At 34.6% G+C, this 16995-nt stretch carries 9 protein-coding genes and 3 tRNA genes; 7 read left to right on the plus strand and 5 right to left on the minus strand.

All coding sequences use genetic code 11. From position 1 onward, the window contains the following. The first annotated feature begins 845 nt into the window (after nt 1–845). From ACP7AT_RS04725 to ACP7AT_RS04740, 4 genes are all read left to right on the plus strand, one after another. Nucleotides 846–1280: a phosphate-starvation-inducible PsiE family protein gene (locus ACP7AT_RS04725; protein WP_426063197.1), complete on the plus strand. Its 435-nt coding sequence runs from the start codon at nt 846–848 to the stop codon at nt 1278–1280. A 75-nt stretch (nt 1281–1355) separates the two neighbouring features. Then, complete coding sequence (locus ACP7AT_RS04730) at nt 1356–4088, plus strand: cation-translocating P-type ATPase (protein ID WP_426063198.1); 2733 nt, start codon at nt 1356–1358, stop codon at nt 4086–4088. Nucleotides 4089–5260: 1172 nt separating this feature from the next. Beyond that, nucleotides 5261–5401, plus strand: coding sequence for a TerC family protein (locus ACP7AT_RS04735; RefSeq protein ID WP_426063358.1), 141 nt, complete (start codon nt 5261–5263; stop codon nt 5399–5401). A gap of 287 nt (nt 5402–5688) precedes the next feature. Then, nucleotides 5689–6522, plus strand: a complete 834-nt coding sequence (locus tag ACP7AT_RS04740; protein ID WP_426063200.1) for a universal stress protein — start codon at nt 5689–5691, stop codon at nt 6520–6522. Nucleotides 6523–7595: 1073 nt separating this feature from the next. Here the strand turns inward: ACP7AT_RS04740 and ACP7AT_RS04745 are convergent. From ACP7AT_RS04745 to ACP7AT_RS04755, 3 genes are all read right to left on the minus strand, one after another. Next, nucleotides 7596–7669, minus strand: a tRNA-Arg gene (locus ACP7AT_RS04745). Nucleotides 7670–7691: 22 nt separating this feature from the next. Beyond that, nucleotides 7692–7766, minus strand: a tRNA-Pro gene (locus ACP7AT_RS04750). A gap of 19 nt (nt 7767–7785) precedes the next feature. Continuing rightward, nucleotides 7786–7869, minus strand: a tRNA-Ser gene (locus tag ACP7AT_RS04755). 228 nt (nt 7870–8097) lie between these two features. On the opposite strand from ACP7AT_RS04755, the gene ACP7AT_RS04760 reads away from it, so the two are divergent. Next, nucleotides 8098–9276: an acetyl-CoA C-acyltransferase gene (locus ACP7AT_RS04760; RefSeq protein ID WP_426063201.1), complete on the plus strand. Its 1179-nt coding sequence runs from the start codon at nt 8098–8100 to the stop codon at nt 9274–9276. A 72-nt stretch (nt 9277–9348) separates the two neighbouring features. After that, on the plus strand, nt 9349–10110 hold the full coding sequence (locus ACP7AT_RS04765; RefSeq protein ID WP_426063203.1) for an NlpC/P60 family protein: 762 nt from the start codon (nt 9349–9351) through the stop codon (nt 10108–10110). Nucleotides 10111–10162: 52 nt separating this feature from the next. Here ACP7AT_RS04765 and ACP7AT_RS04770 read toward each other — a convergent pair whose 3' ends face one another. Beyond that, nucleotides 10163–11431: a tetratricopeptide repeat protein gene (locus tag ACP7AT_RS04770; protein ID WP_426063204.1), complete on the minus strand. Its 1269-nt coding sequence runs from the start codon at nt 11429–11431 to the stop codon at nt 10163–10165. A gap of 61 nt (nt 11432–11492) precedes the next feature. Continuing rightward, the gene (gene gyrA / locus ACP7AT_RS04775) at nt 11493–14126 is read right to left on the minus strand and encodes a DNA gyrase subunit A (RefSeq protein ID WP_426063205.1); all 2634 of its coding nucleotides are present in this window, start codon (nt 14124–14126) and stop codon (nt 11493–11495) included. Nucleotides 14127–14382: 256 nt separating this feature from the next. On the opposite strand from gyrA, the gene ACP7AT_RS04780 reads away from it, so the two are divergent. Further along, nucleotides 14383–16929, plus strand: coding sequence for an ATP-dependent Clp protease ATP-binding subunit (locus tag ACP7AT_RS04780; protein WP_426063206.1), 2547 nt, complete (start codon nt 14383–14385; stop codon nt 16927–16929). Nucleotides 16930–16995 lie beyond the last annotated feature (66 nt).

The raw sequence follows: 16995 nt of genomic DNA on the forward strand, positions 1-16995 counted from the left end.
CAAAATTTATGATAAAGCCTTTATAGAAAAAGCTTTATAATTAAATTATGAAAACACAATGAATCAGAGTTTGGAAGAGATTTGGGAATAACAGCGCCATAGTTGTGTAAATGGCGGTAAGAGTTCGAGGAGTTTATAGAAGGAAGGTTTCCTGAAAAATGGAATTTTAAATAAGTCTTAAGCAATAAAAAATCCATGAACTGGAGAAAAAATTCCAAGAATCTGATTCAGAGCGTGATATACGTAAAAACTAATCAGCATTTTTCCAAAGAGCGGTCAATGATTAAAAGTTTAATCAAAAACAACGAACAAGTATTCCCGATTGAAAAATAGTTGGGCATTTTCTCTTTCAGCAAATCAGATTTATCAGCAAGCAATAACGCAAAAAAAGAAATTTGGAAAGTGATAAATAGAAGGTAAAAAAACTAAACCCTCGAATTTGACCTGACAATTAAAATGTGGAAAGTGGCAAAGTAAATTTTACGCAAAAAAATAGAGATCCTACAAATGTATTGTAATTATTGAACATAAAACAATGACAAATTAAGATTAAAACTCTGATAAACAACAATATACTTTTTTTCTATTTTTTGCTAACAATCAACAAAAATAAAAAATAAAAATAATTATATTGCTAAAGAGACACTTTTTTATAACTAAATTTACTGGTAATAATAGGACCATTATAGTGTAAAAGACAACCCTGATAAAATTGACACAGAGGAAAAACATAAAATATCAAAAACAAAAAATCAATTTTCGGCGGGCTTTCTGTCAATTTGACAAGTTCTCGCTTAAAAGTTGAAATAATTAATCTGCAACTTCAATCCGTTAAAATAAATACTATGAAGAGCGATGATAAATTTTTAAGAATAATTACAGCCACTAATAAAAATATAATTCGTGTTTTAATTAGCATTATGACTTTAATTTTAATTTTGGGAACAGTACATCTTATCTATTTAGAATTAAAAAAAATTATCGCTCCTCCTTATCTATTGATTGAAGTTTCCACCTTATTCGAAGTATTTAATTTAATACTGATCATAGCAGTAGGATATGAGCTCATAAAAGCATTGCTATTAATTATTTCGTCCGATACAATTCCCACTATTCAAATTATAGAAATCTCAATTATTGCTATTTCAACTAAAATAATCACACTGGATATACAGCAAACAAGTAGTAATATTATTATGAGTTTAGCTTTAATGATTGCTGCACTCGGTCTTGCTTATTTTTTGTTAAAATATTATAAGAAACCACAAAACAAACCCTGAACAAATCCAGTAGCGCGCTGTTTTTTAATTATTTAATTGTATTTAAAAATATAACAACTATAAAATGAAGTTATTATGGATCAATTACTGCAAAATAAAAAATGGCATTCAGTTTCTTATAATGATGTATTAGAGAACTTCAATGCTTCCTCGCAAGGTCTTGATACGAAAGAAGCAGAGAAACGTCTAAAAATAGTAGGACCCAATATTTTGCACAGGCAAAATAGAGAAAGTGCCTTTAAAATTTTGCTGAGGCAATTTCTTAACCCGCTTATATATGTTCTCCTTGCTGCTACCACCCTTGCCATAGCTATGGGTAAAATCACTGATGGAATAGTGGTATTTTGCGTTATAATTATTAATGCTATTATCGGATTTGTTCAAGAATACCAAGCCGGTAAAACCATTCAGGGGCTTCTGCAATTGATACCGGAGAATGTTACGGTAATGAGAGACGGAAAGCAAAAAAATATCCAGGCTGCTGACCTTGTACCTGGTGATTATGTATTGCTTCAGGCTGGAGACAAGGTATCCGCAGATTTACGGCTTACATTCGTAAAAAACATGCAGTGTAATGAATCTATCCTTACCGGCGAATCCTTCCCGGTAGAAAAACACACGGATAATATTGACTCAGATGCAGGAGTTGCTGACCGTAAGAATATGGTTTTTAGCGGTACAATGATTACTTCTGGTACTGCGGAAGGCGTAGCTGTTTTAACAGGGGTTAAAACAGAAATCGGTAAAATTTCCATACTTCTTCAAACCACCACGTCAGTCAAATCTCCACTGACAAAATCTCTTGAAAAAATTGCACGGGGAATTACATATTCCATCATATTTGTTGGTGTCTTAGTTTTTCTAATTGGAATATTTCGTAATTACACACTTATTGATGCAATATTTTTTGCCATTACTCTTGCGGTCGCAGCTATCCCCGAAGGGCTGCCTGCCGTAATTACTATCGCATCAGCTATCGGTGTTATGCGAATGGCAAAAAGACAAGCTATTATCCGGCATTTATCCGCTGTAGAGACTTTGGGTAGCACCACTGTAATCTGCTCAGACAAAACGGGAACGCTTACCCTTAACGAAATGACCGTTCAGGTTCTTTGGAATGGAAAGCAAAAATTCAATGTCACAGGAGTAGGCATTAACACTGATGGTGAAATTTTAAAAAATAATTCAGATGAAAAAGGAACAGATGATGAAATTGGAGAACTGATAAGGGCTGCTGCATTGTGCAATGACGCAACACTTCATAATAATGAGGGTCTTTGGAAAGCAGTAGGAGATCCCACAGAGGTTGCCCTCATAGCAGTAGCCGGGAAGTTTGGAATAAACGAAGATGAATTAAGAGGCAAATGGCCGAGGCTGGATGAATTACCCTTTGATTCTGAAAAAAAAATAATGACTACGCTACATCTCTCCCCTTTGGGAGAAAAAATAATTTACCTAAAAGGCGCCCCTGAATCAGTTATTCCACTTTTATTAAAAAGTGAAAATTCATCCATTGTCTTTGACACAGAAATGGTGCGAGCGGAGGCTTTACAGTTAGCAGGAACAGGAATGAGAGTATTGGCTTTCGCTTTCAGAAACTTAGATAGCGAACATTCATCACTCATTACGGAAGAGGATCTTTACGATTTTACTTTTTTAGGAATACAGGCCATAAGTGACCCTCCAAGAATGGAAGTAAAAGAAGCGATAAAATCGTGTCATAATGCAGGTATTACAGTGAAAATGATTACCGGCGACCATCCTGCAACAGCCGCAGCAATAGGCATGGAACTTGGATTTATAAATGCAGATCGGGTTATCACCGGAAAGGAGCTTCAGAATTTGAATGCTCTAGAGATTCAAGAAGTAGTAAAAAACACCAATATTTTTGCACGGGTATCCCCTGAAGATAAATTAAATCTAGTAAAAGCCCTTCAGGCCAGCGAGGAAGTGGTAGCCATGACAGGAGATGGTGTAAATGACGCCCCAGCACTAAAACGTGCAGATATTGGTGTAGCTATGGGTATCAGTGGTACGGCTGTTGCCAAAGAGGCGGCAGACATGATCCTGACCAATGATAATTTTGAAAGTATAAAGGCGGCTGTTGAAGAAGGACGCAGAGTATTTGACAACCTATTAAAATCTATTGTATTTCTTCTGCCTACAAGTATAGGATTGGGATTGGTTATTTTTATTGCTGTGTTGTTTTTTCCCTCAAAAGACGGAATTTTACTCATCCCAATACAACCTGTTCAGGTATTGTGGATCAATCTTATAACTGCCGTTGCCTTGTCATTGCCGCTTGCGCTTGAAGCAATGGAACCCGATGTAATGAATCGTCCTCCACGTAAGCCCAAGAAGCCTTTATTAAGTTCCTTTATAATTTTCAGGATGATCCTAGTTTCTTTGGTAATGGCAGGTGGAACAATTGGATTATTTCTCTGGGAATATAATAATGAGCTGTCCAGGGGCATAGCACATTCACTGGCCATTTCGGAAGCTCAAACAATGGCTGTAACAGCAATGGTTTTATTTCAGGTGTTTTATCTTATTGATTGCCGATCTCTTCATTTTTCAGTCAATAAAATCGGGCTTTTCTCTAATCCTTTTATTTATATCGGAATTGCAACAGTACTGTTTGTTCAGACCGCTTTTGTTTATTTTCCATTTATGAATCGTTGGTTTCATTCATCTCCATTAAAAGCGGAGGCATGGGGGGTGTCAGCCATGGTCGCTTTTTCAATTCTAATAATCATCAGTATTGAAAAATGGATTCAAAGAAAATATTTTAAAAATATTGAGATGTAATATTACAGTGAAAAAGTAAAACTCGTAATCAAGAAGTGTTTGACAAATATGAAATGTGGGTTGTAGCATAGTAAATGAAATATCTTGCGAACCAATCAAAGAAAATCCAAAACAAAATAAATGCAATCCTTATCGAGATGAAATAAAAAAACAAACAGACTAAACTCATCAAACTATTTGGACAATTAGTGCAAAACAACATAAGAACCATTAAAACTAGTTAATGATCACGAGGTTTGGAGTGTTTAACAAGATTTTTTTAACACAACATCTGCATCAAAATTACAAAGTATTATATATCAACAAAACGAACCGCATACGAACAAAAAAATAGTAAATAGGATTACAAGTCAGAAATATAACCATCATAAACAGTGACGGATTTATACAAGCGTAAAGTTTTTTTAATTGTATAAAATTTTGTTGGGCATTTGATAAAAAACTTATTATCTTTCATAAGCATTTTCGTTTAAAACGATTTGTGCCTGTAAATCCCGAACAGCTTTTAAACGCAAATCGTCTGACCGTAACTAAAGGTGCGTATTTTGGTAACAGACAAAAATTTTGGTAAACAATGAAATTGACCAATTGAATTTGACAAAATAAGCATAGAGTATCAATTATACATTTTGTGAATATGCAAACGGATTTGAGTTTTTGGATTGGTTTTAATGAATTTGTACTGCTGATTCTGGCATTAAATTTAGGGATATTTAATCGTAAATCTCATGAAGTAAGCGTTTTATAATCTTTGATTTAGATAGGGGTTCGGATGACGCTTGCTTTGTGCTTCGATATGCTTTTCTATTATTGTGAAGGTGAGACAAAAGCATTGGAGTTTTTTACGGTTTATGTGATCGAAAAAGCATGGAGCATATATAATATTTTTGTATTCACTTTTATTTTAACACTCCTGCTATTCATTAGCATAAAATTCTGTTTTGGAGAATGATCGGGGATTTGATAATGCGAGCTGCTTTTATTTTTGCGGGAGTGGCCGTAAGCGAGAAATTCTATAGGACGATTTATGTTTTTAAAGCGATATTGATTTTTAGATTATATAAGATGATTACACAAAAAGAGGTAATAATTGAGTCAAAAAAAATTCCCTGTAAAAATTATTCAGAAGAGCAATGACTGTTACCAGTGATATGCATGAGTGAAAAATTTGTATAAAACAAGACGGAAAACCTTTTGCAACGTCTTTATTTTTAGTTTTGGTGTTGATTGAAACCACCGATTTGATTTTTTCGGCAGATAGCATTCGTGTAATACTGGCCTCTACGCAAGAGCATTTTATTGTTCACACTTGAAATGTGTACGCCATACATCGCTTGCGTTCTCCGTATTTTCCACTCACGGGTTTGATGGATAAATTCTGGTATTTATAAAAGGGGCTTGCTTTTAAATTAATTTTTGTGGGATTAAAAATGTTGGTGATTGATTTCTGCAAGTTGCCAATACAAATTGTGTTGTTGGTAATAGTTATTAATTTAATCTTGAGCATTGCAACATCATCAATATCAAGTAGGAGAACGTAATAGGTTTAATCAGTCAATTGAATTGTATTTAGTCAAAATAATAATTAACATAAACGATTATGGATAAAATTCTTGTTACCACCGATTTTTCTTCTAACTCAAAAGCAGGTTTGCGTTTTGCCATTCAATTGGCATCACAAAATAAATTTGAGCTGACTTTTTTTCATTCCTATTACATTGCAAATCTTACGTCAATGAGCGATTCCGCCTTTGCTGATTGTGAAAGGAAAGAAGCTGATAAAATTCAAAAAAAACTAAACCAATTTGTAGAATCGGTTTACAGAGACATGGATGTTGTTTCCAAAAAAAAAGATTGTGTAATAAATAGTGCTGTTTTTGCAGACAGTAATATTAGGGAATATGCTCAGGAAAATAAATTCGATTTTATCTGTATCAGCACCAGAGGCCTAGGAAAACTAAAAAAAATATTTGGGACAAACACTTCCAGTCTAATCACTCACTCCACGGTTCCTGTTATAGCCGTGCCACACAATTATCACAGAAGTGAAATAAAAAATATCCTCTACGCCTCAGACCTTGTAAATCTTGAGAATGAACTGATAAAAGTAATTGAATTCACAAAGCCATTAAAGGCAAAAGTTGAAATACTCCATTTCAATTACCCAACCGAAATAAAAACCAGTAAAAACGTCATAAATGAACTGGTAAAAAAAAATTCAAAGCATAATATCAAACTGCATGTCGAAAAGATCAATCTCGCCGAAAGTTTAATTTCAAATATAGAAGCGGTAATCAAGCGGTCAAAACCTGCAATGATAATCATGTTCACGCAACAAAACAGAAGTTTTTTCGATAAAATATTTTTCTCCAGTAACTCAGTCAATTATTCCTTCAAAGCCAAAATACCGTTGCTCGTTTTTAATAAAATATAAATGCCAGAAATGGCGAGATGAAAAAGAACGGTAAAATACTATTAGGCAACTTCCAGTAATCACTAATTTTAATGTTTACCATTAACTTTAGGAGAAAAGCCAGGTAGCCTTTTTTTACTCTAAAACATTAAAAAACAAATTCTTAATTTGTGTAAAAAGTTTTAATATCAGAAGGTATTATATCTGGACTTGGATAACCTACAGCGCTACTTGTAAAATAACTGTTGTTTTTGAAATTAGTAATTACAACTTTCCATTTCCGATTTTTCCATTTGTAGGAAGTTGAAAAATCATCAACGTAACAGGCTGAGATTTGTCCAAAAATGCCATAATTGTTGTCAGTTGTATCTGTTTTACGGTTGTTTGCTTCCGTAAATTGAAAAGATAAGGATAAAGTTGAAGAGCTTAAAAAAATATAACAATTCCAGATGCAACAGAATTGCAACAGCAGATCACAAGTACGTTTAAAGAAGCATTTGTATTAAGACAAGAAATAGCACGACTATAAAGAATTTTAGCAGAGAATACAATCCAATATTAAAATATTATATCTTTAAAAAAAAGATGAATTCAAATAAAGATTTAAAATGAAAAAAAATATATTTTTATTAATTATCAATTCTAAGGGACTTCGATAATTAGCATAATCCAAAAGTACAATTTGCAAAAAATCCAGTGCAAACATAACCTGAAACGTTTTTTTAATATCCGTAACACCACTCAAAATCAATTTGCGTGCTCAAATTTTCAATTCAATATTAATTAGGTACCAAAACATCATAATCCGGATGCTAATTAAATATCGTTTTTCTGTCCTGCATAAAATGATTAGCTGCACAAAAAGCAAACGTTTTGGATTTACATTTGTTTTGTTGCGAAATTTACACCACCAAAGAAAACCCTTCAAAAAATTATTTTCGGGAAGTGATCAGTTTAATTTCAATTTTCATGTTTATGATTTGTCCGTGAAAATGTCGCAAAAAGTTGCGTTTTGTTGCTGTAAATGTACGAAAACAAGAAATACAAAAAATCAGTAAACGCAAAAAACCCACTGAATTCAGTGAGTTTTGTTGTGAAGGCAGAAGGATTCGAACCTTCGACCGCCTGCTTAGAAGGCAGGTGCTCTATCCAGCTGAGCTATGCCTCCATTGTTCATGTAAAAAATTCAGTCGGGGTGGCAGGATTCGAACCTGCGGCCTCCTGCTCCCAAAGCAGGCGCGATAACCGAGCTACGCTACACCCCGAAAAACAAAATTATAACAGCGGAGGGACAGGGACTCGAACCCTGGCACCGATTACTCGATGACAGTTTAGCAAACTGCTCCATTACCACTCTGGCACCCCTCCAAGCTCAAGGAAACGTGACCTGTTTTGCGGTTGCAAAAATAAGACATCTTTACACTTCTCACAACTATTTTACTTCTTTTTTTTAATCTTTTTCATCATTTTTATAAAAAAGCTTCACAATCAAACATATAGAATAAAAATAAATTTAAAAAAGATAATCTGAACATCAAAATATGAAATTGTTTAAAAAAGATTAAATTTGCTACATAAACTAACATTATGAAAGTCATGAACAAAAGAGTTGTTATCGTTTCTGCCGTTAGAACACCTATCGGAAGTTTTATGGGGGGACTGTCTACAGTTACCGCTCCAAGATTAGGCGCAATAGCTATTAAAGGCGCTTTGGATAGAATAAATTTAGATCCAAATTTGATTGATGAAGTATTTATGGGTAACGTAGTTCAAGCTGGCGTAGGACAGGCTCCTGCCAGACAAGCTGCTATATTTGCCGGTTTACCGAATACGGTTGCCTGCACCACAATAAATAAAGTTTGCGCTTCAGGAATGAAAGCAGTTATGTTGGGTGCGCAAGCTATTCAATGTGGCGATGCCGAAATTGTGGTTGCCGGTGGAATGGAAAACATGAGTTTGATTCCACATTACATGCATTTGAGAAACGGAACTAAATTTGGTCCTGCAACCATGATTGATGGAATGCAGAAAGACGGACTTACCGATGCTTACGATAACAGCGCTATGGGAGTGTGTGCGGACTTATGTGCATCAGAATATAACTTTACGCGTGAAGACCAAGACAACTTCGCAATTCAATCGTATGAGCGTAGCGCAAAAGCATGGGATTCCGGAAAATTTGACAATGAAATAGTTCCTGTTCCTGTTCCACAAAGAAAAGGAGATCCTATCATAGTTTCCAAAGATGAAGAATTTACTAATGTAAAATTAGATAAAATACCATCACTAAACGCCGTTTTTACAAAAGATGGAACTGTAACCGCAGCCAATGCATCAACAATAAATGATGGTGCAGCAGCAGTAATCTTGATGAGTGAAGAAAAAGCAATCGCTTTAGGACTAAAACCATTGGCGTATATTAACGGATATGCTGATGCGGCGCAAGAGCCAAAATGGTTTACTACAAGCCCTGCAAAAGCGATTCCAAAAGCATTGGAAAAAGCCGGAATAACAATCAATGATGTGGATTATTTTGAATTCAATGAAGCATTTGCTGTTGTAGGTTTAGCTAATTCAAAAATTTTGGGTTTAAGTGACAGCAACGTAAATGTAAATGGTGGTGCCGTATCTTTAGGTCATCCTCTAGGTTGTTCCGGAGTCAGAATCATCGTTACATTATTAAATGTTTTAGAACAAAACAATGCTAAAATCGGTGCTGCCGCAATTTGCAATGGTGGCGGAGGTGCATCAGCTATTGTAATTGAAAGAGCTTAAATAATTATATTTTAAGAGTTATCGGCATAAAAAACTTATAACTCTTAATTCTTAACTCATAAAAGAATCTAAATGTTCGGAATTTGTAATCTAGCCATAATCCCACTTAGAATTGAACCTAATGACAGAAGCGAAACCGTTTCTCAAGTTTTATTTGGTGAACATTTTGAAATTTTAGAACAACTAAAACAGTGGTCCAAAATCAGAATGCAATATGACGGTTACGAAGGATGGATAGATTCAAAACAATTACAACTGATTTCCGAAGCCAATTTTAATCAATTATCGAACGAGGCCATAATTTTAAATGCCGATTTAATAGAATATATCACGACACCAAATAGTCTGTTGATACCGATTCCGCTTGGTTCTTCGATATCGTTTATAAATCACAATGAGATAAATATTTCAAATTTTGACTTTGAAGGAACTAAAACCAGCGGCGAGAAAACTAAAGAAAGCCTACTAAATACAGCCTTTATGTATTTGAATGCTCCTTATCTTTGGGGAGGAAAAACTCCTTTTGGTATAGATTGTTCCGGATTTACTCAAATGGTATACAAACTCAATGGCTACAAATTGCTGAGAGATGCTTCGCAACAATCAACGCAAGGAGAAGCCTTAAGTTTTATTGAAGAGAGCGAACCTGGAGATTTAGCTTTTTTTGATAATGAAGAAGGCAACATCATTCATGTTGGAATTATAATGGCCGACAATTATATCATTCACGCCAGTGGAAAAGTTCGGATAGACCGCTTGGATCATTTAGGAATATTTAATGCTGAAACAAACAAGCATACACACAAATTGAGAGTAATTAAAAAAATAGTATAAAAAAACCTGTCTAAATATAGACAGGTTTTTTTGTACATTTCAAAAGCAAATTTTACATTTTTGCTTTTAATGCTTTGTATTGCGCAGTCATTTCTAACGCGCTGTAAACGCCTAAAAGAGTTTTAGAAACATCTACGTTTTTAGGATCTAATTCAACCGCTTTTTCAAGATAAGGAATTGTTGCTTTAAAAAGCTCTTCTCTTTTCTTTTTCAATTCATCATAACGTTTCATATCCTTTGCAGAAGTCCCCAATTTGTTCATTTCGTCAATAATTGCTTTTTCATTCTCTAACTTCATTGCAGCAAGATTGATGTAACCGTTGATATATTTTGGATTAATTTCTATAACCCTTTTGTAATATTTTTCAGCATCTGCAACATTTTTTGCATTTGCACTTATTACTCCCAAGTTAAAAATCAAATCCGCATCATTCGGATTTTTTTGCAAAACTTCAGCGATTAATTTTTTGTACATTTCATAATCTTTTGTTTCTAAATAAAGATTAGCTTCTGTCAAAGTCAAAGATGTGTCTTCAGGATTTGCCAATCTCGCTTCAGAGATTGCTTTTTTAGCTTCCTCAGTTTTACCTTTTTCAACTAAAATTAACGCCATATTTTTATAAATTTCTCCTCTTTTAGAAGGCACAACTTCAGTTCTTGGCTTTTCATGCGTTCCAAGTTTCACCATTCTGTCTCTTTCTTGAGCAGTAGTAAAAAAATCTTCTTGAGTAGTTAATTTATTAACAGCAAAATAACTCGTTCCTTTGCCGGAATAGTTCAGCGTTTTTAAATTATCATACAATTCAAGCGCTTTGTCATATTCTTTTGCATTAACATAAGTAGAAGCTGCGTAATACAAATTGATTGTGTCTTTCTTATCTAACAAATAAGCGTCAGATAATTTTTTAGCACTATCTGAATGCTTATCCACTTTTGAATCAGCAATTGCACCGTTAATCAATTTAAATTTAATATCAGTAATTGAAGCAGCTGCCTGTGTTGAAAATTTAGCTTTTCCAGAAGTTTTTTCAGCAGCAATTAAATCTTGATAAGCTTTTGCTGCAAGCGAAAGATTCGTGTTTGCATCAACATTTTTGTTTGCCAAATCCAATAAGGCATTTCCTTTTAAAAAGAAAAACTGCGCTTTCTCAGCATCTGTCGCATTAGATAGTAACGACTCTGCTTCCATCAAGATCGTTGCTGCTTCCTGCGATTTACCTCCTTTTAATAATTTTTCAGCAGCTTTTATTTGATCTTTTTGAGCAAAAGTAGCTACTGATATCAATAACGCTGATGCTAGTAATACATATTTACTTTTCATAATATTCTAAGTTTGTTTTATAATTATTCTTGTTATCTATTTTTATTTATGCTTGATCGTCTTAGTCGTCACCTTCAGCCTCGTCATCAACTTCCTCTTGTTCAGAATCATCTTCTTCATCATCTTCATCTGCACCTTCATCTTCAAGAACTTCTAAAATAGGCTTCACTCTTTCGATAGCTTCTGTTTCTATGACATTACCTTCTTCGTCAACGACCACTTCTGCAACATCGTCTTTCATTACTTTAGTTACTGCAGCAATCGAATCTTTACCTTTTAGATTTATCAATTTAACTCCCTGGGTTGCGCGTCCCATTACACGCAAATCTTCAATAGCCATTCTGATTGTTAATCCAGATTTATTGATAATCATCAAATCATCAGCATCAGTAACTGCATTAATCGAAATAAGTTTTCCGGTTTTTTCTGTAATGTTAAGTGTTTTGACACCCTTTCCTCCTCGATTAGTAATTCTATAAACATCTTCACCATCTTCATCGACTAATTTGGTACGTTTACCATATCCATTTTCAGTTACAACTAAAATTTGTGAATCGTTAATATTTTCCTTGTCAACAGTAACCATGCCAATAACTTCGTCTGTTTCATCTTTAAGAGTAATTCCACGTACTCCAGAAGCTGTTCTTCCCATAGGACGGGTTTTTGTTTCTTCAAAACGAACTAATTTCCCAGATTTAAGTGCCAAGATAATTTGACTTTCACCATTAGTTAATTTCGCTTCCAATAATTCATCGCCTTCTTTTATAGTAATTGCAGCAACACCATTAACTCTCGGTTTAGAATATTTCTCTAAAGAAGTTTTCTTAACCTGACCTTTTTTAGTTACCATAATAAGGTTGTGGCTTTTAATGTAATCTTGATCTTTTAAATCTTGGGTACAAATAAATGCTTTTACTTTATCGTCACTTTCAATATTTACCAAGTTCTGAATCGCTCTGCCTTTAGCCGTTTTACTTCCTTCCGGTATTTCATAAACGCGCATCCAGAAACATTTTCCTTTTTGGGTAAAGAACATCATGTATTGGTGATTCGTTGCCACAAACATGTGCTCCAAGAAATCCTGATCTCTTGTACCAGCGCTTTTTTGTCCAACTCCTCCTCTATTCTGAGTTTTGTACTCTGTAAGGTTCGTACGCTTAATATATCCTGCATGAGAAATCGTGATAACTACATTTTCATCGGCAATTAAATCTTCAATACTTACATCTCCTCCTGAATATTCAATAACAGAACGACGTTCATCGCCATATTTATCACGAATTTCCGTTAGTTCTTCTTTAATCAAGGCTATTCTTAAGTTTACATCTGCTAATAAAGCTTTTAAATGCTCGATTAACTTCATGATTTCCTCGTATTCTGTTCTTAACTTATCTTGTTCAAGACCTGTTAATTGACGCAAACGCATTTCAACAATTGCACGAGATTGAATATCGGATAAATTGAACCTTTCGATTAATTTTTCTCTTGCTTCTTCGGTACTTTTTGAAGCTTTGATTAAAGCAATTACTTCGTCAATATTATCCGAAGCGATAATCAAACCTTCTAATATATGTGCTCTAGCTTCCGCTTTTTTCAATTCAAATTGCGTTCTGCGAGTCACCACATCATGACGGTGCTCTATAAAATAATGAATCAGATCTTTCAGATTCAACATTTGCGGACGCCCTTTTACAATTGCAATATTGTTTACACTGAAAGAAGACTGTAATTGTGTAAATTTATAAAGTGTATTTAAAACTACGTTTGGCGTAGCATCACGTTTTAAAATATAAACGATACGCATCCCGTTTCTATCCGATTCATCTCGGATATTCGCAATTCCATCAATTTTTTTATCATTAACCAAATCAGCCGTACGCTTAATCATATCGGCCTTATTAACTTGATAAGGAATTTCGGTAACAATAATACATTCTCTTCCGTCCACTTCTTCAAAACCTACTTTGGCACGCATTACAATACGTCCTCTACCTGTTTTGAATGCTTCACGAACGCCTTCATATCCATATATAATACCACCTGTAGGAAAATCGGGGGCTTTGATATGCGTCATCAACTCATCAATCTCTATATCATTATTATCCATGAAGGCTAACGTACCGTTGATTACCTCGGTTAAGTTGTGAGGAGGCATATTTGTAGCCATACCCACTGCAATTCCTGTTGCCCCATTTATTAATAAGGTAGGAACACGCGTTGGCATAACTGTTGGCTCTTCTAAAGTATCATCAAAATTTAATTTAAAATCAACAGTTTCTTTATCTATATCCGCCAAGATTTCTTCCGAAATTTTACGCATTCTAGCCTCCGTATAACGCATTGCCGCAGGACTATCCCCATCCACGGAACCAAAATTACCTTGACCGTCAATCAATAAATAACGCATACTCCATTCTTGTGCCATACGAACCATGGCATCATAAACAGAGGTATCACCGTGTGGGTGATATTTTCCAAGAACTTCCCCGACAATTCTTGCGGACTTTTTATGGGCAGATCTGGAGTTTACTCCTAAATCATGCATTCCATAAAGTACTCTTCGATGTACTGGTTTCAAGCCATCTCTGACATCTGGAAGTGCTCTTGATACAATTACTGACATCGAATAATCGATGTAAGCTGTTTTCATTTCATCTTCAATGTTAATAGGAATTAACTTTTCTCCTTCAGACATAGGTTGTTATATTAAATAATTATATTAGTTTCAAAACGTGCCAATATACGCTTTTTTGAAATTTTTAAACTAATTTTAAAATACTTATTTCAATGATTTATTAACAAATTAAACTTCGTTTTTAGTTAATAATTTAAGGGAAAATTAACTATTATATTATGATTATTTTTGTCTCTTAGCTGACATGACTTCTTATGGGAATGGTTTTTGTTTCTCTATCATTAATTCACTAAATTTACGATATCAAATATATATTATGGATGATAATTTTTCACCAAGAGTAAAAGACGTTATTACTTACAGCAAAGAAGAAGCCTTGCGATTAGGGCATGACTTTATAGGCACGGAACACTTAATGTTAGGCATTTTAAGAGACGGAAACGGAAAAGCAATTCAAATATTGAACAACCTGGATGTTGATTTAGATTACTTACGTCGAAAAGTGGAAATCCTGAGCCCAGCGAGTCCAAGCTTGGAAGTAAATGTTGAAAAGAAAAACTTACACTTAACACGACAAGCAGAACGAGCATTGAAAACCACTTTCCTAGAAGCTAAAGTATTTCAAAGTTCGTCCATCAGCACCGCGCATTTATTATTGTGCATATTAAGAAACGAAAACGATCCAACAACCAAGCTACTGAATAAACTCAAAATTGATTATGACGTTGCTAAAGAACAATATTTAAACATGACTCCAAACGAAGAAAATTTTATAGAAAATTTGCCCCGAAACGAATCATATAATGACGATTCAGGACAAGATGACAGTCTAAAAGAAGGAACTTTCAATAATCCAGCCAATAAATCCAATAAAAAATCGAAGACTCCTGTTTTAGATAATTTTGGAAGAGATTTAACAGAAATGGCCGAAGAAGGAAAACTTGACCCTGTAGTAGGACGCGAGAAAGAAATTGAACGTGTTTCTCAAATTTTGAGCCGTCGAAAAAAGAACAATCCATTACTTATTGGGGAACCAGGAGTGGGGAAATCAGCTATTGCCGAAGGTTTAGCCTTACGTATAATCCAGAAAAAGGTATCACGTACTTTATTTAATAAACGTGTGGTCACTTTAGATTTAGCCAGTCTTGTTGCAGGTACTAAATACCGTGGACAGTTTGAAGAGCGCATGAAAGCGGTGATGAACGAATTGGAAAAAAATGACGATATCATTCTTTTCATAGATGAAATTCACACGATTGTGGGTGCCGGTGGCGCAACAGGCTCACTTGATGCTTCTAATATGTTTAAACCTGCGTTAGCTCGCGGAGAGATTCAATGTATTGGTGCCACAACATTAGATGAATACAGACAATACATAGAAAAAGATGGTGCATTAGAAAGACGTTTTCAAAAGATAATTGTGGAACCTACATCAGTTTCCGAAACGATAACTATTTTGAATAACATCAAAAACAAATATGAAGACCATCACAATGTTACCTACTCACAAGAAGCAATAGAAGCTTGTGTTAAATTAACGGACAGATATATGTCTGAACGTTTCTTGCCGGACAAAGCGATTGATGCATTAGACGAAGCAGGTTCTAGAGTTCACATTACCAATATTGAAGTTCCAAAACAAATTTTAGATCTCGAACGTCAATTAGAAGATGTACGTGAATTGAAGAATGTTGTGGTGAAAAAACAAAAATACGAAGAAGCCGCAAAACTTCGTGACGATGAAAAACGCATTGAAAAAGATTTAGCTGTTGCTCAGGAACAATGGGAAGAAGATGCTAAAAATAACCGAATAGAAGTTACAGAAGATAATGTAGCCGATGTAGTTTCTATGATGAGCGGGATTCCCGTAAATCGTATTGCTCAAACAGAAAGTAACAAACTAGCTAAACTTCCAGAACTAATTGAAGGGAAGGTTATTGGACAAAAAGAAGCAGTAATGAAAATTGCTCGTTCGATACAAAGAAATCGTGCGGGATTAAAAGATCCGAATCGTCCAATTGGTTCTTTCATCTTCTTGGGACAAACCGGTGTTGGTAAAACCCAATTAGCAAAAGTTCTGGCGAAGGAATTATTTGATTCTGAAGACGCCTTAATTCGTATTGACATGAGTGAATACATGGAAAAATTTGCAATTTCTCGTTTAGTTGGAGCGCCTCCAGGATATGTAGGATATGAAGAAGGTGGGCAGCTAACGGAAAAAGTTCGCAGAAAACCATATTGCGTTGTATTGTTAGATGAGATAGAAAAAGCGCATCCTGATGTTTTCAACATGTTGTTGCAAGTTTTGGATGATGGTTATTTAACAGACAGTTTAGGTAGAAAAATTGATTTCAAAAACACTATAATTATCATGACTTCAAATGTTGGAGCCAGACAATTAAAAGATTTTGGACAAGGTGTTGGTTTTGGCACTGCTGCCAAAGTGGCTCAGGCAGATGATAATTCAAAAAGTATCATTGAAAATGCATTGAAAAAAACTTTTGCGCCAGAATTCTTAAATAGAATTGACGATGTAATTGTGTTCAATGCTTTAGAAAAACATGATATTGATTTGATTATTGAAATTGAATTGAAAAAACTATATGCTCGAGTAGCAGAATTAGGCTATCAATTGAATCTTTCTGATAAAGCCAAAGCTTTTATTGCGGATAAAGGATTCGACAGGCAATTTGGCGCAAGACCATTAAAAAGAGCCATTCAGAAATATGTTGAAGACACGCTGGCTGAGGAAATTATTACTTCAAAAATTACAATTGGAGATGAGATTTTCATGGATATAGAAGATGGTGCACAAGAATTAACAGTTAAGGTTCACAAAGCCGGAGAGCCTACCAACCTTTAAATTCTGGTAGGAATATATAATGTAAACCCGTTACGTTTTTATAACATAGCGGGTTTATTCTTTACG

It is taken from the genome of Flavobacterium sp. DSP2-3-1 (assembly GCF_049896865.1).
Lineage (GTDB): Bacteria > Bacteroidota > Bacteroidia > Flavobacteriales > Flavobacteriaceae > Flavobacterium.